The sequence below is a fragment of the Marinomonas posidonica genome (genome assembly GCF_043643765.1).
GTDB classification, from domain to species: domain Bacteria; phylum Pseudomonadota; class Gammaproteobacteria; order Pseudomonadales; family Marinomonadaceae; genus Marinomonas; species Marinomonas posidonica_A.
Genome location: NZ_JBHZSP010000011.1, coordinates 127,939 through 148,691, shown reverse-complemented (window position 1 = coordinate 148,691; position 20,753 = coordinate 127,939). Strand labels below are relative to the sequence as shown.

Annotated in this window: 19 protein-coding genes; 14 read left to right on the top strand and 5 right to left on the bottom strand. The window is 44.6% G+C overall.

Annotated features, from left to right (window positions below; all coding sequences use genetic code 11):
- Nucleotides 1-26: 26 nt before the first annotated feature.
- Both ACHUFM_RS13715 and rlmF read left to right on the top strand, forming a co-directional pair.
- Nucleotides 27-359, top strand: a complete 333-nt coding sequence (locus ACHUFM_RS13715) for a DUF6164 family protein (protein ID WP_394182788.1) — start codon at nucleotides 27-29, stop codon at nucleotides 357-359.
- A gap of 145 nt (nucleotides 360-504) precedes the next feature.
- Nucleotides 505-1,503 (top strand): 23S rRNA (adenine(1618)-N(6))-methyltransferase RlmF, encoded by a 999-nt coding sequence (gene rlmF, locus ACHUFM_RS13710; protein WP_394182787.1) that lies wholly within the window; start codon nucleotides 505-507, stop codon nucleotides 1,501-1,503.
- 29 nt (nucleotides 1,504-1,532) lie between these two features.
- Here rlmF and ACHUFM_RS13705 read toward each other — a convergent pair whose 3' ends face one another.
- Nucleotides 1,533-2,438 (bottom strand): pseudouridine-5'-phosphate glycosidase, encoded by a 906-nt coding sequence (locus ACHUFM_RS13705; RefSeq protein ID WP_394182785.1) that lies wholly within the window; start codon nucleotides 2,436-2,438, stop codon nucleotides 1,533-1,535.
- On the bottom strand, nucleotides 2,435-3,511 hold the full coding sequence (locus tag ACHUFM_RS13700) for a carbohydrate kinase (RefSeq protein WP_394182783.1): 1,077 nt from the start codon (nucleotides 3,509-3,511) through the stop codon (nucleotides 2,435-2,437). Before ACHUFM_RS13700 ends, ACHUFM_RS13705 begins: the two co-directional genes overlap by 4 nt.
- Nucleotides 3,512-3,692: 181 nt before the next feature.
- Between ACHUFM_RS13700 and ACHUFM_RS13695 the strand changes: the two genes are divergently transcribed.
- Nucleotides 3,693-6,014: a putative bifunctional diguanylate cyclase/phosphodiesterase gene (locus ACHUFM_RS13695; RefSeq protein WP_394182782.1), complete on the top strand. Its 2,322-nt coding sequence runs from the start codon at nucleotides 3,693-3,695 to the stop codon at nucleotides 6,012-6,014.
- A gap of 20 nt (nucleotides 6,015-6,034) precedes the next feature.
- A complete protein-coding gene (locus tag ACHUFM_RS13690; RefSeq protein WP_394182780.1) occupies nucleotides 6,035-6,757 on the top strand; it encodes a 1-acylglycerol-3-phosphate O-acyltransferase in 723 nt (240 codons plus the stop codon).
- Here the strand turns inward: ACHUFM_RS13690 and ACHUFM_RS13685 are convergent.
- Together ACHUFM_RS13685 and ACHUFM_RS13680 are read right to left on the bottom strand one after the other, a co-directional pair.
- Nucleotides 6,747-8,099: a GTPase/DUF3482 domain-containing protein gene (locus ACHUFM_RS13685; RefSeq protein ID WP_394182778.1), complete on the bottom strand. Its 1,353-nt coding sequence runs from the start codon at nucleotides 8,097-8,099 to the stop codon at nucleotides 6,747-6,749. The two genes, ACHUFM_RS13690 and ACHUFM_RS13685, sit on opposite strands and share 11 nt — an antisense overlap.
- Nucleotides 8,100-8,102: 3 nt before the next feature.
- Nucleotides 8,103-9,428 (bottom strand): DUF2868 domain-containing protein, encoded by a 1,326-nt coding sequence (locus ACHUFM_RS13680; protein WP_394182777.1) that lies wholly within the window; start codon nucleotides 9,426-9,428, stop codon nucleotides 8,103-8,105.
- 350 nt (nucleotides 9,429-9,778) lie between these two features.
- On the opposite strand from ACHUFM_RS13680, the gene ACHUFM_RS13675 reads away from it, so the two are divergent.
- Nucleotides 9,779-11,392, top strand: a complete 1,614-nt coding sequence (locus ACHUFM_RS13675; RefSeq protein ID WP_394182775.1) for a methyl-accepting chemotaxis protein — start codon at nucleotides 9,779-9,781, stop codon at nucleotides 11,390-11,392.
- Nucleotides 11,393-11,450: 58 nt separating this feature from the next.
- Here ACHUFM_RS13675 and ACHUFM_RS13670 read toward each other — a convergent pair whose 3' ends face one another.
- Entirely contained in the window at nucleotides 11,451-11,933 is a 483-nt protein-coding gene (locus ACHUFM_RS13670) for an Lrp/AsnC family transcriptional regulator (RefSeq protein ID WP_394182773.1), read from the bottom strand.
- Between the two features lie 122 nt (nucleotides 11,934-12,055).
- Here ACHUFM_RS13670 and ACHUFM_RS13665 point away from each other — a divergent pair, with 122 nt between their 5' ends.
- The 9 genes from ACHUFM_RS13665 (at nucleotide 12,056) to ACHUFM_RS13625 (ending at nucleotide 20,736) form a co-directional block, all read left to right on the top strand.
- Entirely contained in the window at nucleotides 12,056-13,012 is a 957-nt protein-coding gene (locus ACHUFM_RS13665; RefSeq protein WP_394182771.1) for a DMT family transporter, read from the top strand.
- Nucleotides 13,013-13,428: 416 nt separating this feature from the next.
- Nucleotides 13,429-13,911 carry a TRAP transporter small permease gene (locus ACHUFM_RS13660; RefSeq protein WP_063332910.1) on the top strand — a complete coding sequence of 161 codons (483 nt, stop codon included), beginning with the start codon at nucleotides 13,429-13,431 and terminating at the stop codon, nucleotides 13,909-13,911.
- Nucleotides 13,908-15,188, top strand: a complete 1,281-nt coding sequence (locus tag ACHUFM_RS13655; RefSeq protein ID WP_063332909.1) for a TRAP transporter large permease subunit — start codon at nucleotides 13,908-13,910, stop codon at nucleotides 15,186-15,188. The genes ACHUFM_RS13660 and ACHUFM_RS13655 overlap by 4 nt, the downstream gene beginning before the upstream one ends.
- A gap of 16 nt (nucleotides 15,189-15,204) precedes the next feature.
- Complete coding sequence (locus ACHUFM_RS13650; RefSeq protein WP_394182768.1) at nucleotides 15,205-16,197, top strand: TRAP transporter substrate-binding protein; 993 nt, start codon at nucleotides 15,205-15,207, stop codon at nucleotides 16,195-16,197.
- Nucleotides 16,198-16,287: 90 nt separating this feature from the next.
- On the top strand, nucleotides 16,288-16,983 hold the full coding sequence (locus ACHUFM_RS13645; RefSeq protein ID WP_394182767.1) for an L-ribulose-5-phosphate 4-epimerase: 696 nt from the start codon (nucleotides 16,288-16,290) through the stop codon (nucleotides 16,981-16,983).
- A gap of 11 nt (nucleotides 16,984-16,994) precedes the next feature.
- The gene (locus ACHUFM_RS13640; RefSeq protein ID WP_394182766.1) at nucleotides 16,995-17,828 is read left to right on the top strand and encodes a Cof-type HAD-IIB family hydrolase; all 834 of its coding nucleotides are present in this window, start codon (nucleotides 16,995-16,997) and stop codon (nucleotides 17,826-17,828) included.
- Nucleotides 17,825-19,330: an FGGY-family carbohydrate kinase gene (locus ACHUFM_RS13635; protein WP_394182764.1), complete on the top strand. Its 1,506-nt coding sequence runs from the start codon at nucleotides 17,825-17,827 to the stop codon at nucleotides 19,328-19,330. Before ACHUFM_RS13640 ends, ACHUFM_RS13635 begins: the two co-directional genes overlap by 4 nt.
- Nucleotides 19,327-19,971, top strand: a complete 645-nt coding sequence (locus ACHUFM_RS13630) for a 3-keto-L-gulonate-6-phosphate decarboxylase UlaD (protein WP_394182762.1) — start codon at nucleotides 19,327-19,329, stop codon at nucleotides 19,969-19,971. The genes ACHUFM_RS13635 and ACHUFM_RS13630 overlap by 4 nt, the downstream gene beginning before the upstream one ends.
- 6 nt (nucleotides 19,972-19,977) lie before the next feature.
- Nucleotides 19,978-20,736 (top strand): IclR family transcriptional regulator, encoded by a 759-nt coding sequence (locus ACHUFM_RS13625; protein ID WP_394182760.1) that lies wholly within the window; start codon nucleotides 19,978-19,980, stop codon nucleotides 20,734-20,736.
- Nucleotides 20,737-20,753: the final 17 nt, after the last annotated feature.

Sequence of the window (20,753 nt, the reverse complement as noted above, 5' to 3'; positions counted from 1 at the left end):
AGAGAGCGATTTGCATGGCGACCTTGGTGTTTCGATTAAAATATGTTCCTGAAGAAGAAGCCGACGATATCCGTCAACTTCTGGCGGAGCATGATATTGAGTTTTATGAAACCAGTGCGGGTCGTTGGCAAATATCCATGGCGGGGATTTGGGTTAGAGATAAACAGCAGGCCGAACAAGCACGTGTTCTCATTCGCGAAGATCAGCTAGAGCGCAGTCGTAATATGAAAACCCCAAATATTGGTGAATATCTAATGGGCTATTTTCAACATGCTCGTCAAAACTCAGCCGAGGCGTTTTTTACTCTAGTGGCAATTGGGTTGATCTTAAGCCTTTCTATTTTGCCTTTCATCTTGTAGTAATTTTTTAAGTATTTGTTACAGTGCTTTTAGCGACATTGGCGCACTGCGAGCGAGCGCTCATGTGGAGCGTGTTATAAGGTGCTTCTTGCCAGCTTAGGTATTCGGTTATACTTAGCGTTTAGCAATCAAAAACGGCGATTCTGTGGCTCATAAAAGCAAGCATACCAAGGCTAAACGTAGCAACAAACTAGAGTTGCATCCTCGCAATCCTCACCGTGCGCGTTATGATTTTGCCTTGCTGGCGGATTCTTGCCCCGAATTATCCCATTACATTCAGCTCAATAAATACGGTAATGAATCGATTGATTTCGCGAACCCAAATGCGGTGAAAACGCTTAATCGTGCTTTGTTGAATCATTTTTATGGGGTGGCGTTTTGGGATATTCCAATGGGCTTTTTATGCCCTCCCATTCCTGGACGAGCGGATTACATCCATTATTTGGCTGACCTTTTGGCGTCCAGTCACGAGGGCGTTATTCCACGTGGTAAAAATATTAAAGTGTTGGATGTCGGTGTTGGAGCAAATTGTGTGTATCCGATCGTTGGGCATCAGGAATACGGTTGGCAATTTGTTGGTTCAGATGTGAACCCCGTTGCCATTGCCACTTGCTCAACCATTATCAAGTCCAATCCTTGTTTGAAAAACGCGGTGAGAGTTCGACAACAAACGTCGGAGAAAACAATCTTTAACGGCATTTGGCAAGCGAATGAACGCTTTGACCTCACTTTGTGTAATCCGCCCTTTCATACTAGTGAATCGGCCATGCTTGAAGAATCCCAACGTAAATGGCGTGGATTAAAAGGGGTGTCAAATACAGCTCGCAAAAATCCAGCGCAGAAAAGCACATTGAATTTTGGTGGCACGGCTGCGGAACTTTGGTGTGATGGCGGGGAAGCGGGTTTTATTGTACGAATGGTAAAAGAGAGTATGGCCTATCGTGATCAATGTTTTTGGTTCACCTCGTTAGTGGCTCGACAAAGCAATATAGACACGATTCAAAAAGCTTTAAAAGACGTAGGAGCAAGGCAGGTCAAAGTGGTAGAAATGGCACAAGGGCAAAAAATCAGTCGATTCATCGCCTGGAGTTTCCTCGCAGACGATCAAATCGACTATTGGCGTCACCATTATTGGCAACAATAATGGTGAATAAAAGTCGCGTTAGTCTCTTGTTATAGCGCCGTTGCGATTTCAGCGGCCAGACGCGCGTTGTTAAACACCAACTGAATGTTGCTGGATAGACTGTTACCGCCTGTCAATTCCGCGACTCGCGCCAATAAGAAAGGCGTTGACTCTTTACCACCTACGCCTTGTTCTTCCATTTCTGCTAACGCTTGATTAATCGCTGAATCAATCGACTCTTTGTCCATCGCAAATTCTTCTGGGATCGGATTGGCAATCACGGTACCACCGTGTAATTGCATGCCCCATTTCGCACTGATAAATTGTGCAATGTCTTTGGCGCTTGTCATGTTGTAATCCACGGTATGATCACTTTCACGAGTATAGAACGCAGGCAACACATCCGTTTTATAGCCTAACACTGGTACGCCTTGAGTCTCCAAATATTCGCGAGTTAAGGCCAAATCCAAAATCGACTTCGCGCCAGCACAAACGACCGCCACATTGGTCTTAGCCAATTCTTGTAAGTCGGCTGAGATGTCGAAGGTTTGTTGCGCGCCACGGTGAACCCCGCCAATGCCGCCTGTTGCGAATACTCGTATGCCCGCCATGGCGGCAATAATCATAGTTGCTGCAACAGTTGTGGCACCGTGTTGTTTCTGAGCAACCACAAAAGGTAAATCACGACGAGAGCATTTGGTCACGGACAAACCGGCTTTCGCTAACGTATCGATTTCATCGCTGCTGAGCCCGGCTTTAAGGCGGCCATTGATGATTGCGATTGTCGCTGGAATAGCGCCATTATCACGAATGACTTGCTCTACTTTTTTAGCGGTTTCTGCGTTCTGTGGCCAAGGCATACCATGGGAAATGATGGTACTTTCTAAAGCAACAACAGGTTTGCCGGAAGCAATGGCTTCAGCGACTTCTGGGTGAATATCAAGAAATTGATTCATAGTGTTTGCATCCATTGAGTGACAGTTTGAACACTGAGTTCAGGGTGATTGGCGTGAGGACTTTCTAGGGTCATGGCAGCACAAGCCAAGGCAAAAGAAAGTCGTTGTTCTGTTTGTTCGAATTGTTCGCAAGCCGTTAAATATCCGGCAAGCAGGGCATCGCCTGCACCAGTATCGCTGATTGGTGTCGTTGGGTAGCAGTTTTGCTGATGATGTCCAGATGCATCACAGAGCAGTAAGCCTTGACTTCCAAGACTCAGTAAAACGGTTTGGACGCCTAGTTGTCGTAGGGCCTGTGCGAGTTGCTCTGGGTCTTTTTCTTGGCTGCTGAGAATGGCTCTGGCTTCATCCTGATTGACTTTTAGGATATCCAAATGCGTGAGAATTGGTAACAGTTTTGGTGCTTTCGTTGCAGATACCGCATCGGCAATGAAGGTGGCATTAATGGGTTGTTGAGCAAGCCAAGTAATGCATTCTTGCGATAAATTAGCGTCCACTATAATGCGGCTTGCGCCTTGTAGTAAGGCTGTTTTAGCCGCGAGTCGACTGGTTTCTAATGTGTCGATTATACGCATATCGGCAATGGCCGCTTGCAACTGACCACGTTCGTTACTGATGGCTAAATAGGTGCCCGTTGGTAAGGTGTCGTGGCGAATCACGTGATGGGTATCCACTCCGCTGGTTCGAGTCTGCTCGATTAACCAGTCACCGCGTTGGTCGAGACCAATAGGGGCAATCAGATGTACTTTTTCCCCCAAGCGAGCTAAGTTCTCCGCTATGTTTCGACCAACTCCGCCGGGACTTTGGTTGATTTGGCCAGGGTTGGAGTCTTGCGGTAACCATTGAATAAGGCTATTGCCGTTGATGTCGACATTCGCGCCACCAATGACTACATAGGCATTCTGTTCGGCTAAAAGATAGCCTTTACCTAAAATATGACCTTGTCTTGTTAGCTGCATAATGTGGCTGGCGACTGACTCTCTAGTCATATTGAGTCGATCTGCAAGCGCCTTTTGTGAGGCTAACGGATCTTGTTTAATCGCTTCATAAACGCGCAAGGTTTGTTCTTTCATAATTCATCTTTAACAAAAGTTGAAAATAATAACTTATGTTAAGTGGCTGCTGATGACAAGTCTTTTTATCCGGTGTGGCATAAATATTTGATAAGCCCTATTATTCAAGACACGATAAATGTGGCCAGCTATTTGCTTTGATATTCAAACGTATCAAGCTAGATCAATATGAGGATGTAAGGTGTTCAGCAGCTTTCAGGCGCGATTAATTTTATTTGTTTTGGCGTTATTGGCTCTCGCTCAGCTGGGCACTGCGCTGGCCGTCTTGTCGTCTCTAAAAGAGGATAACTACCGACAGGGTGTGCAATCGATTGATGTTTCTCGAAATGTCTTCGATTTGTTATTAGAAGCGAGGGCGGAACAGCTTACGAAAGGGGTTGAAATTCTAACCTCAGATTTTGGTTTTAAGCAGGCGGTTGCCACTAAAGAAACGGGCACCATCCGTTCTGTTTTACAAAACCACGGTGCGCGAATCAATGCGGATGTGTCTCTTTTAGTCTCTCCTGCGGGTGAGGTTATCACGATGACACAAGCGCTAAATGCCAGTGACGTGGTCGCAGATCTGGTGTTTGCCGCAAGGCGTTCCGGCGGGTCGTCTATTAGTACCATGATTGCATTTGGCGATCTGGCCTATCAACTGGTGCTGGTGCCAGTAAGGTCACCAAACATTGTGGCTTGGGTCGGTATGGCGTTTCAGCTTGATCAGTCCTTGGCGGAAGAAATTAAAGGCGTCACTGGACTTGATATCAGTTTTGTCTATAGAACCCAAGATGAGCAAATTCTTTTTGGCGGTACTACCTTGTCATCAGTTGAAGGAAGGCGCTTGTTAAACGAGATAGAAGCCATCGAAGAAGCTCTGCAAGAACCTATGTTTTCTAATGATGAAAAATACTTGTCTTTGGCGGTCGACTTAGGGGTTAAGAACCAGTGGGGGATGATTCATTTACCTTATGGGCCTTGGAAAGAAAGTTATAATTTCACGCGTAACCAATTATTGGGTATTTTTGCTGGTGCCTTAGCCTTAGCTTTGCTGATGGGGTTAGCGTTGGCGCGAAATATGACTCGTCCTATTAGTCATTTGGTTGAATTTGCGAACAATATAGGGAATAGCGTGCAACAAGCTGAGTTAACTGTGCCAAAAATGGTGGGTGAGTTTGGGGTTTTATCCAACACCATGAAGACCATGCAGCATTCTATTTTAATGCGTGAAGAGGAACTGACTTATCGAGCTTCGCACGACATGTTAACTGGGTTGAATAATCAAAGTGCTGTTGAGCTGTATCTGCAAGAGACCTTACCAGCAAAGGAAGGTGGTCTCTTATTATTGAACATTCGTCGTTTTCGCGACATTAATAATATGCTGGGCTTTGATCTGGGGAATATTTTGCTCGGTAAAGTGGCGAATCGACTGCAAGACTGGGCGCATCAGGCTGATATGATTGCGCGTTTAGGCGACGATAAGTTTTTATTAATTTTTCAGCGTAACATTACCGCTCAAGATTGCTCTGATCTGAAAGAGGTGATGAATGATGAACTTGAAATCGAGTCAGGTTCAGAACTTCGTATTGACGTGAGCATTGGTGTTTTACCCTTAGAGCACGCAACAGAGAGTGTAAATGCGGCGTTAAGGCGCCTTGATATCGTGGCGGAAAAAGCTAAGGAAGAAAGTGACGGCTGTGCTTTTTATCAAGTCGGTGAAGATGAAAACCATCGTCGTCAGTTAACCATTATTCGCGACTTGCCAGCCGCGTTAGAAGCGAATCAATTGTTTGTGGTGTATCAGCCTAAAGTCGGTTTAGCCCAAGCCGACTGTCATGAGGCGGAAGCCTTGATTCGATGGATTCATCCCGAGTTAGGTTTTATTCCCCCCGATGAATTTATTGCGCTCTTAGAAAACGCGGGCAGTATCCAATTGTTGACGAAATGGGTGCTCAATACAGTGTTAACGCAGTTGAGTGAATGGTGGCAACAAGGTCATAACATTCGTATTGCCATCAATTTATCTGCTCACGATTTGGTGGATGAAGAGTTACCTTTAATCGTTTCTCTTGCGTTGGAGGCCAATCAGTTGCCAGTAGAGGCATTGGCTCTGGAAGTCACTGAAAGTGCGGTCATGACGGATCGCAATAAAGTCATTTGTGTCTTACAGGCATTACAAAATATGGGTATTCATTTAGCCATTGATGACTTTGGCACTGGCCAGTCTTCGTTGGCCTATCTGCGGGATTTACCTGTCAATGAAGTGAAGATTGACCGTGCCTTTGTTCAGCACATTGATACCAATAAAGGCGATGCTTCCATCGCTCAAGCTAGTATTAATTTGTCGCACAGCTTGGGCTTTCAGGTAACGGCTGAAGGCGCTGAAAGTCAAGCCAGTGTCGCGCTTTTAAGGGAACTTCATTGTGATAAAATACAAGGATACTTTTATTCTAAACCATTGAACGCCGTTGACTTTTTTGATTGGCGGGCTGAATTTAATGGTAAATCAACTGGATCAGTTTAATTGCTAAGGTGGAATCCGCTATGTTGCTTTTAATACGGATGGCATTGCTGTTGGTGTTGATTGTACTGGTAACTTTGTTGGGCATTGTGTTTTGTCTATTGACCTTAAAATCCAAAAATCGTGTGTATCACCTCGGTCGAGTGTTTGCACAGGTTGGGCCTTTATTTGGCCTGACGGTAGAAGGTCGAATATCTGAGGCAGCCAAAAACGTTCCTCAAGCTGTATATGTTGCTAATCATCAAAATAACTTTGATCTATTTACTCTTGCCGTAGTCGTGCCTAAAGGTGTGGTGACCGTGGGAAAAACCAGTTTACGTTGGATCCCATTTTTTGGCCTGTTGTACTGGGCCAGTGGCAACATACTGATTAATCGCAATAACCGTAAAAAAGCCATTGCCACCATCGATCAGGTGGTGAGCAGTATGAAACGAACGGGCTTTTCTATTTGGATGTTCCCCGAAGGCTCTCGTAGTCGTGGTCGTGGGTGGTTACCCTTTAAGCGTGGTGCATTTCATGCGGCAGTACAGGCTGGAGTGCCCATCATTCCTGTCGTCTGTAGCAGCACACACAATCAGGTTAAATTGAATCGCTGGAATAATGGTGAGGTAAAAGTGGCAATGTTGGATCCGATTTCCACTGAAGGTCTTCATGAAACCGATGTCGTCACTCTGATGAAGCAGTGTGAAGAGCAGATGTACCAAGTTCAACAGCGTTTAGACGCTGAGTTAGCGGCTAAGGGGTAATCTTATTGGATAAGATCTGCTGTAAGGTGTTTTCTAAAGAAGCTTGTAGCGGATTGTCGGCTAGGTACCATTTTGGATGTTGTCTGGCTTTTTGAAAGTCATTCAGTAAGGGTTTAATGATGTTCTTGTTGTTTGAATTGTCTTCATTTACTTGAAACACCTGTTGAGTAGCGTGACCGCGCTGATGTAAATGAGCGATTGTTTGCATACCACGTAATGCTAATAGCCCCAAAGTGACGTCATCAAGGCAGAGATAATGACGTTTGGTTAGTTTGCTTTTGATGGTGTCTTTATAGTGTTTACCTGTTTTCCATCCCGCACCCAATAACGCGCCAATCCCAGTGGCCGTTCCTAAACTCAATCCTGCTGACATAACATCGATGCCTGCGCCAATAGCCGCACCGGTTAGAGCCCCACTGCTGGTTTCTAGTCCCCATTCTTGTAGCGTGTCTTTGGCAAACAAGTCTTGTTGCCATTGAGCGTTTTGAATGTCGAGGTGACTGAGCTGGACATCGTCTGAGCGAAATTCATAAAGCCCTAAAAGGCGTGCTAAAAAGCTTTGCTCCAACCCTTGTATAACCTGTTCAAAGCTGGCTTGTTGTTGATCATTAGGTGGATATTGATCTGCTAAAAATCGATAGCTAGCCGCATTGATGAGCAGTTGCGCAAGTTGAGCAATGGCGGATTTAAAGCGCAATTTAGACGCTTGCTGACGAAGCTGGATAAAGCGCTCCAGCAGACCATAATCCTCGGGCATGAGGCTTTGAATACTTTGGTATAAGCGTTTTTCGTCTTCAAAGTAAAACGCCACAGAATCGTATTTCACTAAGGTATGCAGATGGCGTTCTGCTAGAATTTCTCGCCACTTGGTAGTGTGAGATGTTGTGCTGGCACTGAAATTTAGAATGGGCATAATGGGCTTGTTGGCACTAGCAAGAATGTCGAGTTCATTCAGATATTTACCAAGTGGTGCCTGACGCACATCGATCACATATAAGATGATGTCCGTTTGCGTGAGTTGAGTCAGTATTTTCGCTTCTTGTTCGAACTCGCCATGAGCATAATCGCTTTGGCAAAATATGGTTAACCAGTCACTGCCCGTGTGGGAGAGAAAGGGAGGTTGTTGTCTGAGTTGCCATAACCCAATGGAATCTTCAAATCCTGGTGTGTCGGTTAATTGCATGATTTGCTGATTTTCCAAGGTAATGGCAACACTTTCGACATGACGTGTTGTGCCTGCTTGGTCGGCTACTTCACCAAAATCATGGCGACGCAGTAAGGTGCGAATCAAAGACGTTTTGCCTGTGTTTGCATGCCCAACGACTAACAATTTAATTGGCATCGTTTATTCCTCCGGCAAGCACTTGAGCTCAGGTAAGTTCAGTTGTTCAGATAAGTCGGCCCACGCATTATCAAAATGCCCTGACTTGGTTTTCCATAGCACCATTTGGAGGTGTGGTTGTTGCCTCGCTAAGCTGCTTAGAAAGCGAGTCGTGCCTCGGTCAGGACTGTGAGTGTTACTGACCAAGAGATACGTTGTTTGCTGTGGAGCAAGCGCTAAAAAGGCTTGTTGTTGCGTTTGGTCATTTAGTACCTGCGTATTGGCTTGTATGAGAGGCGCAGGAATGTCATCACTCCATTCAAACAGCCCCCACAAACTATCAGCTTCTACTTGGCAAATTGACCGGGTTTTGCTGGGCTCTGATTGATTCTTATGTCGCTGGTGATGGTCTGGATCGATAATACGTTTTTGTTGTCTTTCTTGGTGTGTGTAGCGATTCAGAATGATGTCTTCTTGTGGGCTGCGTTTACGGGTTACACGCTTGAGCCGATACATTGTCATACACATCATCAGCAACAGTAACCTAGGCAAAATACCATACATGGCCACACTGCCGAGTAAGAAGTTTGCCCAGTGTTGTCGTGTGGCTTGGCTTTGTAGTGTTTGATCGATACGGCTGGAAAGTATGTCGGCATGAGTTGGTAGATCTAAGCCTAACCATGTTAATGGGGAGCTTAACCATTGTGTTAACGCTAAAAAGCGACTGTCGCTAAGCAACGTCGTTTCCCAGATAAAACTCACTTGATTGGTCAGTAACAGCAATATTGTCATTAATAAACCAGCACACAGATAACTTAACCAAGCGCCATGAGACAGGCTGCTAGCAAGCCAAGTTTGGCTTTTTGCTGGGTTCTGCCAATGCCAAAAAGCCTTACTGACTTGCACCTCAATGGCCAGCCAATGACTGATCTTATGGAGTAAAAACGTTAATAAACCTAATAAAAAAGGGCTGTTGTTCCGGCTGGGTTTAAGGTGTAACCAAATGAGGCTACCTAACCACAAAAACAGGTTGATTAGGTGAACCCCTAATAGGGTTAACAACAACCAATAAATATTAATGTGCTTGCTTTCGTTGAGCAGAAAACTGCTGGGCGTAATCACAAGTCCAATGACAAAACTCAGCAACATTAGAACCAAAATGCTATTAGTAAAATAGCGTTTAAGACGAGCGTATTGTTCCGTGTAGCTTGAAGCATTGACGGCGGTTGGTTGGTCGAGTGCCTGTAGCGCCTGATCTAAATGGTTGGCGTGTGCAGGCAGTGTTAAATCTGAGTGGCTCTCTAAATAAGCGGCTAACGCCAGTTTTTCATTCCTTGATGGAAACGTCATACCTAATACAGTCTCATTGTGCGGTCATAAAAGAACATGCTTCTTTTGTACGCGAACTCAAGCTTAAAGGCAAAATTAGGCGATGAAGGCGGAGACGAAAAAGAGCGTTTCTGTCGTGGCGTCGAAAAATGAACTAGGCTTTTTGATACTTGAAGGTAGATTTGTATCCCATTGTTCTCACTTAAAATTACCTTAACCTTGCGTTTTTTTGATCTAACGCAATGTTTTTTAATTTGTAGGTAAAGTCCTACAGTATTAGTGTGTGTATTTGTTAACCCTCATTGAATTGCACAACTCCGAAAGCCTACTATTGCTGTAATTGTGGGACGCGTGAATCTAGGAGGTGGGGTATGCGTTTTAATTCAGTCAGGGTGAAGAGTTCTTTGCCTGTTGTGGTAATGGCGTTGACATTCGTCGTAACGCTACTTGCTTTAGGTTTCATTATTAATCAGTTAAAAGCTTCGTTAAATGAGCACACTAATCATTACGAGAAGGCGATTTCAGTGATTCTGAATGCCGACCGTGATGCTTATCAAGCCAAACTAGCAGAGCAACGCATTGTTGCCGACCTAGGGGATGTGAAAAGCGAAGAAGTCGATCGTGCTGATAACATTCAGCAAGTGAAAGACCGCTTCAACCTATATAAAGAACACATGTCAATCGCCCCTCAAGTTGTAAACAGTTTAGGTGACTTCGATAAAGCCTTTGATGCTTGGGTAAAAGCCTCGGAGGCAATGGTACAAACGGACACAAACGCGGCAAACTATTTGTCGGTTGAAAAACAAGCCAACGACACCTTTAGTACCATGCGTGACATTCTTGATGCAGCGGGTGTGGCAGTTTATGAGCATGCTATTGAAAGCAAGAAAGTATTGGAGGCGCAGTTGGCTTCTTCAATGCGAGTTGCGACCATTGTGGTGATCATTGGTGTACTGATCGCAGTATGGTTCAGTTATAAGACGCCTAAAACCCTTACCGATCAAGTGCGTTACCTTGGTCAGCGTATTCGTGAAATTTCCGAAGGTGACGGCGATTTAACGCAGCGTATTGAATTTTCAACGAAAGATGAGCTAGGAGATCTAGCAAACGAGTTCAATAATTTTGTTGAAAACTTGCGAGGCATTATCTCTAGTATTCATCAACAAGCGAATGCCCTAGGTAAGGTGACAAGTCAGCTGAATGATGCGGCATCAAAAACAACGGATATTACAGGTTCCTTGTCAAATGCATCGGCTTCGATTGTCAGTGCCGGTCACCAGATGGACATGTCAAACCAACAAATGGCAGAAGTAGCTCGTGAAGCGGCTAATGAAGCCAACAACTCAAGTAGCTTAACTGAAAATGGTATTACCGCGGTGAACAAGTCCCATTCTGCGGTCACGGAATTGGTGTCTGACATTGAGCTGGCACTAGGACGTTCCGACGAATTACAGAAGAGTTCTGAGAGCATTGCTTCGGTATTGGAAGTGATTCGTAATATTGCGGAACAAACCAACCTATTGGCATTGAACGCAGCCATTGAGGCCGCTCGTGCCGGTGAACAAGGTCGTGGTTTTGCTGTCGTTGCTGATGAAGTCCGAACCCTTGCGACTCGTACACAAGACAGTACCAATGAAATTGAAGCCATGATTGAGCAGCTGAAAGTGAATGTGGCGGAGTCGTCTAAAGCCATTCAAAACAGTCGTAACAATGCTGACTTTACGGTGAACAATTTTGGTGATGTGACCAAGGCTTTCCAAGACCTACAAGAGTCCTTCGCGAAAGTTCAAGAAATGGCAGCGCAGACAGCGCAAGCAACGCAAGAGCAGTCGACGGTAGCTAACGACATTAATCAAAATATGTTGTCGTTAAAAGAGCAAACTGACTCTGTGCAAGCGGTCTCAGACACCATTAAGAAGCAGTCGAGTGATATTTCTGACTTATATAAAGCGCTTGATAAGCAAGTCGGTAGCTTTAAAGTTTAGTCATTGATAGAACCCTACCCCTCAAAACCGCCAGAGCAAGCTCTTGGCGGTTTTTTTATTAATCCACTATGGGTTTATTCAATGGCAGTGGCGCTGATGTTTTTACTGAGCGAATGGCAAAATAGCTTTGTATGTCTTTTACATGTGGTAAGGATTGAATCTGTTTTAAAATGTTTTCGTAATCTGGTAAATCTCTAGCGACCACTTCCAGTTTGTAATCTGCCAAGCCTGATACCAAATGCGCGCTGATGACGTCTTCCATTGCTAAAATCGCTTGCTCAAATTCTAAATGATAGTCGTCAGCGTGATTTCTGAGCTTTACTTCGACAAAGACTGTCATGGAGAAACCGGCTTTTAAACGGTCAATTCTGGCATGATAGCCCTGAATAACGCCTTGTCCCTCCAGTTGCTTGACGCGTCTTAAACAAGGTGACGGTGATAAGTGGATTTCGTCGGCTAACGCCACGTTCGTCAAACGTCCGTCCTCTTGAAGGTGGGCAAGTATTTGTAGGTCGGTTTTGTCTATGTTGGCATCTTTCATAAGTTTTTGGTCTTGTGGTTTTCATGTATGCTAAAAAATAGAGGATAACTGGGTGAAATAGCAAGGACATGCTCGCAGATTTGCAGAGATAATATAATGTAATATTATCTGGCGAGGTGCGTATGGCTCATTCTGCAACACAAGACTATTCTGAACCTGCTTCCAACCCTCAACCTGACTATAAGGTGTACGCAACAGGTTGGGGGTTTAAATTGGGATTATTGGCAGCGTTTGTCAGTATTCTGATTTGGTCGTCATGGTTGGTCAGTATGCGCGCGGGTGTGACGAATACGCTCACGCCTTTTGATCTTGGGCTTTTGCGTTTTACACCGCCTGCACTTTTGTTATTGCCTATTTTGTGGCGTGGTCGAAAAAAGATCAAAGCCGTGTCACCTATCTTGCTATTAGGCATTGTCTGTGGCGCTGGTGTTCCCTTCTTCTTTTTGAGTGCTACTGGTTTGAAATATGCGCCAGCGTCCCATGCAGGCTTGCTGATTCTCGGTGCGTACCCATTCTTTGTTACTTTGTTGGCGGTGATTTTTTATCAGGAAAAAGTCACTCGAGCGCGAAAAATGGGTTTGGGGCTTGTGTGTAGCGGTGTGGTTGTGTTGTTGAGTTTGTCCATGTTGACAGCCGCTGAAGGGACTTGGAAAGGCGACTTGCTGCTTTTAGCGGCCAGTATGTTTTGGGCTATTTATACGGTGAGCTTGCGCATTGCAGGCTTGCCTCCCTTATTATCTACTTCGTTGATGGGGTTTGTGTCTTTCGTTGTATTATTGGTGCTTTGGTCTACAGGCTTAGTATCAAGTGGGCTTTCGGAAGCTTCTTGGGACATGATTGCTGTACAGCTGGTGGTGCAAAGCTTGTTAGTCGGTTTAATGACGGGTTTTACTTATGGTTATGCCGTACAACAACTGGGCGCTGAAAATATGGCCGCGATTGGTGCTTTTACCCCAGTGTTAGCCTCTGTTATTGCCATTCCTATCTTGGGTGAAACCTTAGAGGTGTATTCCATTGTGGGATTAGGTTTGGTTGCCACGGGCGTATTGTTGGCCAGTGGTATTCTGAAAAGGCGCTAATCCCGTACGATCGACCTCATGATCTATTCTGTTTTGATAGGGTGCTGAAGGGCATCCTATCAGCCTCCTTTCTTTTACTCATTGTTTTTGCAATTGACGTTGTTTAAATCGCTTATCCTACTTTTGCGCGTTGGCTAAATGGTTTCGATACTACCTATTTTAGACCCATGACTTAGGCCGTTGATGGCCGCCATTGTTTTCCATTCTGAAAACGAACAAATTACAAAAAGCCGTACAAAAAAGCTTCATTTTATTTTTTTATATGTCATTATACGGAAATAGAGTTAATATTTATTTCGTAATGCGGAATTTTAGATTTAATCTCTCTAAGAAATAAGCTAAATAATGACCAATATAAATATAAAAAAATGAAATCATTGGAGATACCGCCAATGAGTTCATAGAGGTTTTATGGCATGAAAAAAATACTAAATTGGATGTGGCAGAGTATTGATATTCTGATTACAACGATTTTGGCTGTGATGGTGGTGTTGGTTTTCACCAATGTCGTCTTAAGGTATGGCTTTTCTTCCGGTATACGAGCTTCAGTTGAGCTATCTCGTCTTGGACTAGTATGGATCGTGCTGTTAGGTGCGGCAGTGGTACTACGTCGTGGTGAGCATCTTGCTGTAACAGAGTTCTCTGAGCGTTTCTTCCCTTCCGCTGTGCCCATTTTAAACCGTCTTATCTGGCTGGTTATCTTGATTTCCTCAAGCATGCTGTTCATTGGTGCCATCAATCAAACCGTTGCTAACTGGAACAATATATCCCCATTAACCGGATTGCCAACGGCCTTGTTTGCTCTCGCTGGTGTCGTATCAGGGTTACTCATCATATTGATTTCTTTAGTCCGAATTTTTAACCCTAACTGGCTTGCTGACCAGGAGAATGACGAATGACATTGATTATTTTTCTGGGGGTATTGATCGCCTCTATTTTGTTGGGCTTGCCTGTTTCTTTTGCGCTGTTACTTTCTTCTATGGCGCTCATGCTGCACATGGATTTATTTAGTGCCGATATATTGTCTCAGGCATTAATCGGTGGTGTGGACAGTTTTACTTTGTTGGCGATTCCTTTTTTCCTGATCGCGGGAGAGGTGATGGCAACAGGGGGCTTGTCTGAGCGTATTGTACGCCTCGCTAATACCTTTGTTGGTCACCGTAAGGGAGGCTTAGGTTATGTTGCAATTTTTACCTCCATTTTATTAGCGGGTCTATCAGGTTCTGCCGTAGCAGATGCCGCAGCGCTGGTTAGTATTTTGTATCCGATGATGAAAAAAGCCAATTACCCTGAAGGCTCATCAATTGGTTTATTGGCATCCGGTGGCATTATTGCGCCAGTGATTCCGCCTTCAATTCCGCTAATTTTGATTGGTGTTGCAGGTGGAATATCCATTAAGAATCTCTTTATCGGCGGTATTGTTCCTGGTCTTTTGATGGGGATGACGTTGATGTTCTTATGGGGATTCATTGTCCGCAAAGAAAACTTGGAGCTAGAAAAGAAAGCGACGTTTGCAGAGAAAATGGCTGCTCTTAAAGACGGCATCTGGGCGCTGTTCTTACCTATCATCATTTTGGGTGGCATTCGTTTCGGTATTTTCACGCCTACGGAAGCCGCTGTTGTGGCCGCGGTGTACGCGATCCTTGTATCGTCATTTATCTATAAAGAATTGAGTTTTAAGCGTTTGTATTATGTGTTAGGACGAGCAGGTCGTTCTACGGCTATGGTGATGTTCCTGGTGGGCTGTGCCATGGTGGCAGCATGGTTGATTACCATTGCGCAATTGCCTCAACAATTAGCTGAAATGCTTGCTCCCTTAGTCGACAGTCCGCGCCTATTGATGGCGGTTATTATGCTGTTGGTCTTCATGGTCGGCATGGTGATGGATTTAAGTCCGACGATTTTGATTCTTGTTCCTTTGCTGATGCCTATTGTCAAAATGGCTGGCATTGATCCTGTCTATTTCGGGTTGATGTTTGTCATTAATACGTCGATTGGTCTGATTACACCGCCTGTTGGTACTGTTTTAAACGTGGTGTGTGGTGTTTCACGAGTCTCTATTTCTACTTCTGTGAAGGGTGTATTGCCCTTTATAGGTGCCTATGTCGTTCTGTTAATACTCTTCATAGTATTTCCCGACATCATTACTGTCCCGATGAAATTTATTATTGGATAACCCAAGGAGAAAAATAATGAAAAAAATGACACGGTTATTTAAAAGTGTGGGCCTTGTGTCTGTTGTTTCTTGTGCTGTTTTGTCAAATTCAGCCCTAGCCGCGACGACACTGAAGTTGGCTCATGCCGCACCAGAATCTGATTTACAGCAGGATATGTCTCTCTTCTTTAAGAAAGAAGTAGAAGCACGCACCAATGGGGATGTGAAGATCAATATCTTCCCTCAAGGGCAGCTCGGAAATGATCAGCAGATGATCCAAAGTACGCGTTTTGGCCTAGTGGATTTTTCCATTGTTGGTTTGAATAACTACTCTGGATTATTACCGGAATCCGCTGCTTTTACCTTACCTTTTATGTTTCCAAATCGTGATGCCGCCTACAAGGTACTAGACGGTGAAGTGGGACAGTCAGTCTCTAAGCAGATGGAGCAATTCGATCTTAAAGGGTTAGGCTATCCTGAAAACGGCTATCGTAATATGACCAATAGTCGCGGCCCAATCCGTACGCCAAGCGATGTTGATGGTTTGCGTATGCGCGTTAATGGTTCAAAAGCATTGAATGACATGTTTAACCTATTGGGTGCGAACCCAGCTCAAATCCCAGTAGCTGAGCTGTATACCGCATTGGAAACCGGTGTGGTAGATGCCCAAGATCACCCAATTGGTGTCACCTTGTCGTTTAAATTCTATGAAGTGCAAAAGTACTTGAGCCTAACGCAACATGCTTACTCTCCTCTTGCCTTTACTATGAACCTAAAAACGTTCAATAAGCTAAGTCCTGCCAATCAGGCGATCATTACTCAGGTCGCCAAAGAGTCTGTCGAAATGCAGCGTAAGCTGAGCATAGCGAAAGAAGACTCTATGATTGCGGCACTGGAAAAAGACGGCATGAAGGTCAATCGTGATGTGGACGGTGCGGCCTTCCAAGAAGCGGTTAAACCTGTTTGGGAAGCCTTTATTAAAGAGCATGGCGACAAAATGGTGAATGACATTCTAGCCGCATCTAAGTAGCTGAATGACTCGATGCACTTTGCAAATCAAAGTGCATCGAGTGTCTCATTTTATTGTGTTTTTATTGCAGACTGACTGTCGAGAAACATCATGTATCAGACATTAAAAGAAAGAGTATTGAAGGCCAATTTGCAGTTGCCTGAATATGGTCTGGTGACCTTTACATGGGGCAATGTGTCAGAAATTGACCGTGAAAAAAAAGTGATCGCCATTAAACCTTCTGGCGTGAAATATACAGATATGACAGTGGATGACATTGTCGTTATCGACTTAGATGGTAATACGGTCGAAGGTCGTTTGAACCCCTCCAGCGATACCGCAACTCACATAGAATTGTATAAGGCGTTCCCTGCGATAGGGGGGATTGTTCATACTCATTCTCGTCACGCCACGATCTGGGCGCAAGCTGGCTTGGATATTCCAGCATTAGGTACCACGCACGCAGATTATTTTTATGGTGATATTCCTTGTACTCGAATGCTGACCGCAGACGAGATTGCCACAGAGTATGAGAAAAATACCGGTATGGTCATCATTGAAGAATTCCGTCAGCGTGGCCTGAGTGAAACTGCTGTACCGGGTGCCATTATTTCTGGCCATGCCCCTTTTGCTTGGGGGAAAGATGGCTTTGATGCGGTTCATAATGCGGTGGTTTTAGAAGAAATCTCGGCCATGGCAATCGGGACTCGAAGCTTGAATCAGCAAATTAAGGTGCAAGACGAACTATTGGATAAGCATTATTTGCGTAAACATGGTGAGAATGCTTATTACGGGCAAAAGAAGTAAGGCGCACGATTATGTACGAACTGTTAGCCCTTGACTTAGATGGTACGGTACTTAAATCGGATCGAAGCATTAGTCCTTTTCTGATTGAGCAAATTCGCCAGCTTTCTGAGACGACACCAGTGATGATTGTGACCGGACGTCATCATACGGCGGCACGACCTTATTATCAGCAATTGGGATTGAAGACTCCCATTATTTGTTGCAACGGTGCTTACCTTTACGATTATCAAACTGAGCAGGTCTTGCAACATAACGCCTTATCACCAGACGTGGCTAAGCAATTCATTACTCTGGCAGAACAACATGATGTGACGGCCGTGATGTATGTGACTCAAGCCATGTTGCATTCAAAACATCGGCCATTGCCCTATGTTGAAGCCTTATCTGATTGGGCCAATTCCTTGCCCGAACTCAATCGCCCTCAGATTTATAAGGTAGACAGCCTGTTCGACGAAGTGGAGCAACATCCGCATGTTTGGAAGTTTGTATTAGAAGGCCAAGAGGTTGAGCATTTCGCGCAATTGCCTTTCGTTAAACAGTATTTTAACGGGGAATACTCTTGGGCGAATCGAATTGATTTTGCGGGTATCGGGAACACTAAGGGCGCAGCACTCACTGAGTATCTTAAAACACAAGGTATTGAGGCTGATCGTGTCGTGGCCGTGGGAGATCATCATAATGACATTTCTATGCTCACGTTAGTAGGCATGGGTGTGGCCATGCTGAATGCGGATGATGCCATTCAAGAGTTAGCAGACAGAGTGACAACGGCCACCAATGATGATGACATGGCGCTGGCCGAATTAATTGGTGAATTATTTTCCGTTCAGGGGGGGGGCCGATGAATTACTTTATAGGCTTAGACTCAGGCGGCACGTTTATGAAAGCCGCTTTGCTCGACAGTTATGGCCAGCAGATAGCGATAGCCAAGGTGTCGGCACAGGTACTCAATGAGCAGCAAGGCTGGGTTGAACGAGAACTGGATGATTTATGGGGAGACGCCAAATCCGCCATTTCTAAATTACTGGCTTCAGTTGAGGTTGATGCCAGCGACATTAAAGGCTTGAGTATTTCAGCTCAGGGTAAAGGCGCGTATCTATTAGACAAAAATGGCGACAATCTTCGTCATGGGATCATGTCATCGGATTCTCGTTCTTTGGATATTGTTAAGCAATGGCAGCAGCAAGGTACGCCGAGCGCTATTTATCCAATTACCCGTCAAACCTTATGGACTGGGCACCCTGTGTCTATCATTCGCTGGTTAAAAGACAATGAGCCACATCATTATCAAAACATCGGTGCGGTCTTAATGGCACATGATTATTTACGATATCGATTGACTGGTAACATTGCGGCTGAGCTAACGAACATATCCGAAAGTAACTTTTATAATATGGTCACTGGTCAATATGATCCAGAGCTACTAAAAGTCTTTGATATTGCTGAAGTATGGTCTGCATTACCACCCATAATCAAACCAGATGAATTGGCCGGTCATGTCACGGAAGCCGTGGCTCAGGAAACGGGTTTAAACGCGGGTACACCGGTGTTCGGTGGCTTGTTTGATGTGGTGTCTACTGCTGTTTGCTCTGGTATTAATGCGACGGAAAACACCCTGAATTATGTCACAGGTACTTGGTCCGTGACGTCTGGGATCGCCACCGATATCCCCACTGAATCTAGTGATGCGTCAAATCAATACAATTATGTCTATGGTCATTATGTACTGGATAAACAATACATTATTCATGATGCCAGCCCCACTTCTGCCAGCAATTACGAATGGTTTCAGGACTATCTCAGTCAACATGGCGAATTTGATCACTTGGAAAATCAAGCCTTAGTGTCCGCTTTGCCTGTGGCTGAAAGTTCACTGTTTTTTGTGCCCTTTCTGTACGGTTCAAATATGGGGTTAGGGATTAAATCGGGTTTTTATGGGCTGCAATCACATCATACTAAAGGCCATTTAATACAAGCGATTTGGGAAGGTATTTTGTTTTGTCACAATGTGCACTTGGATCGCATGCGGGATCGATTCCCTCAAGCCAGTGTACTGAGGGTGACAGGTGGCACGACCTCTTCTGATGTGTGGATGCAAATGTTAGCCGACTTAACGGGGATGTCGGTGGATATCCCTAGTATTGATGAAACGGGCTCACTTGGTGCGGCCTTAGTGGCGATGGTCGGCGTGGGACAATATGACAGCATTGAGTCTGGCCTAGCGGCCATGGCGATTAGTAGCAAACGGGTTGAACCCAATCCTGAACATTTCCAAGCTTATCAGCGTAAATATCAGCGTTATTTGAAGCTCGTTAGCCTATTCAAAGAATTTGAGGAGTCCATATGACTAAACCGTTATTACAAATCGCCTTAGACGCTACTGATATTGACACCGCATTAGCATCCGTCGAAAACATTGCTGATCATGTTGATGTTATTGAAGTTGGTACCATTTTAGCGTTTGCCAACGGAGTAAAAAGTGTGAGCTTGTTGCGCGAAAAGTACCCGCAACATGTTATTGTCTGTGATATGAAAATTACCGATGCCAGTACCATTTTGACTAAAATGGCATTATCTGCAGGTGCGAATTGGGTCACAGTGAGTGCCGCGGCACACATTGAAACAATTCGTGCAGCACAAACTGTTGCAAAGGAATTTTCGGGCGAAATTCAGATAGAGCTATACGGCCACTGGACATTAGAGGATGCCAAAGCCTGGGTCGCCATGGGGATTACTCAAGCCATTTATCACCGCTCACGTGACGCCGAGTTAGCGGGGGTAACATGGACAGACGAAGACTTATTAAAAATGAAGGCGTTATCAGATTTGGGAATCGAATTATCCATAACGGGTGGAATAGTGCCCGAAGATCTGCCTCTCTTTAAAGATCTTAAAGTGAAGTCTTTTATTGCTGGTCGTGCCTTGGCCAGTGACAAAGGTCGATCGATTGCTGAATCATTCCATAATGAAATAGCAAAATACTGGTAGGTAGACATGAGTGAACAAATAAAGTCACTTCTTAAATCATTAAGTGTATTAGAGTTTTTAGGTCAATTTCCAAATGGTGCTTCGTTGCAAACCATTGCTCAGCAAACGGGAATGACCAAGTCCTCTGCTCACCGTATTCTGTCCACTTATGAAAGTGCGGGATACGTCAGTCAATTGTCGAGTGGACGCGATTATCGTCTGACGATGAAGTTGCTGCATGTGGGACAAGTGGCTTTAAACTCGGATGTGACTGGTTTTGTGAAACCTTATCTAACTCAACTACTGAACTCTATCAATGAAACCATCAACTTTCTGGCATTCGATGGCGACAATATTCTATTCAAAGATAAGCTCGAACCGAGCAATGCCTCTTTTCGTACTCGTACCTATGTGGGTCTGCATTCACCAGCGTATTGTTCCGCTGCTGGAAAATGTTTCTTAGCGTATGCGTCGGACCAAATACGAGAAGCTTATTGGCAGCGTAATCACCCCATTATGAAACAGCTGACAGAAAACACCATTTTAGATAAAGATGCTTTTTTCAAAGAGTTAGAGCGGGTTAAAGAACGTGGTTACGCTGTTGATGATGAAGAAAATGAGGCAGGGATATCCTGTGTGTCTGTGCCGGTTTTTAATAAAGACGGTATGCCGATTTATGCCATTAGTGTTTCTTCATTGACGCCAAAAATGGTCCGTCTAGGGTTCGATACATTGGCAGACACTATTTCGCAATCGGCCAAATTGATAGAAGCAAAGTTGTTTTAAAGAGCAATCTTCTGAGG